General features: G+C 46.2%; 1 protein-coding gene. It reads left to right on the forward strand.

The window, feature by feature from the left end:
• Window positions 1-258 precede the first annotated feature (258 nt).
• On the forward strand, window positions 259-519 hold a 261-nt coding region (locus AAC155_RS24315; protein WP_275658251.1), incomplete at its 3' end, for a contractile injection system protein, VgrG/Pvc8 family.

Consider the following 519-nt stretch of genomic DNA (forward strand, 5'->3'; position numbering starts at 1 on the left):
AAATATCGTGATCTTGTGGTCATAATATTTAGAGAGCGAAATTCTCTGTTATTTGTCTCCACTCCATCCTACTCAGTTGGACGCGGTCTATTGTTCTCTCTAACGCCACGTATTAAATGATGGCTATTTTACGCTGTCATTTTTTTACCGCGGAACAGACCGCCGCTATTTAAAAGAGCCGCATGTCATGGCTCATTTAATGGCTTCTTGCGTTATCCCCGTTTCAGGATAATGGTTCAATTATGTAGGGTTTCAAATATGGATGGATTAGTTTTCACCTGCCGAATTGGCGCACTGCCCCAAACCACCTTTCAGGTAGCGCAATTTACTTTACAGGAAGAGCTGTCGCAGCTTTATCGCCTGACGTTAAAAGTGGTGAGCTCACGTGATGACATTCCCCTGAATGAACAGCTGGGGGACAGCGCGTCACTGACCATTACCCGCAATGGCGTCACCGAACGGACCATTAATGGGTTGATAGCTGGTGCTGAACAGGGTAATACCGATGGTCGTCGCACT

This window comes from Photorhabdus sp. HUG-39 (assembly GCF_963878365.1).
Lineage (GTDB): Bacteria > Pseudomonadota > Gammaproteobacteria > Enterobacterales > Enterobacteriaceae > Photorhabdus > Photorhabdus kayaii.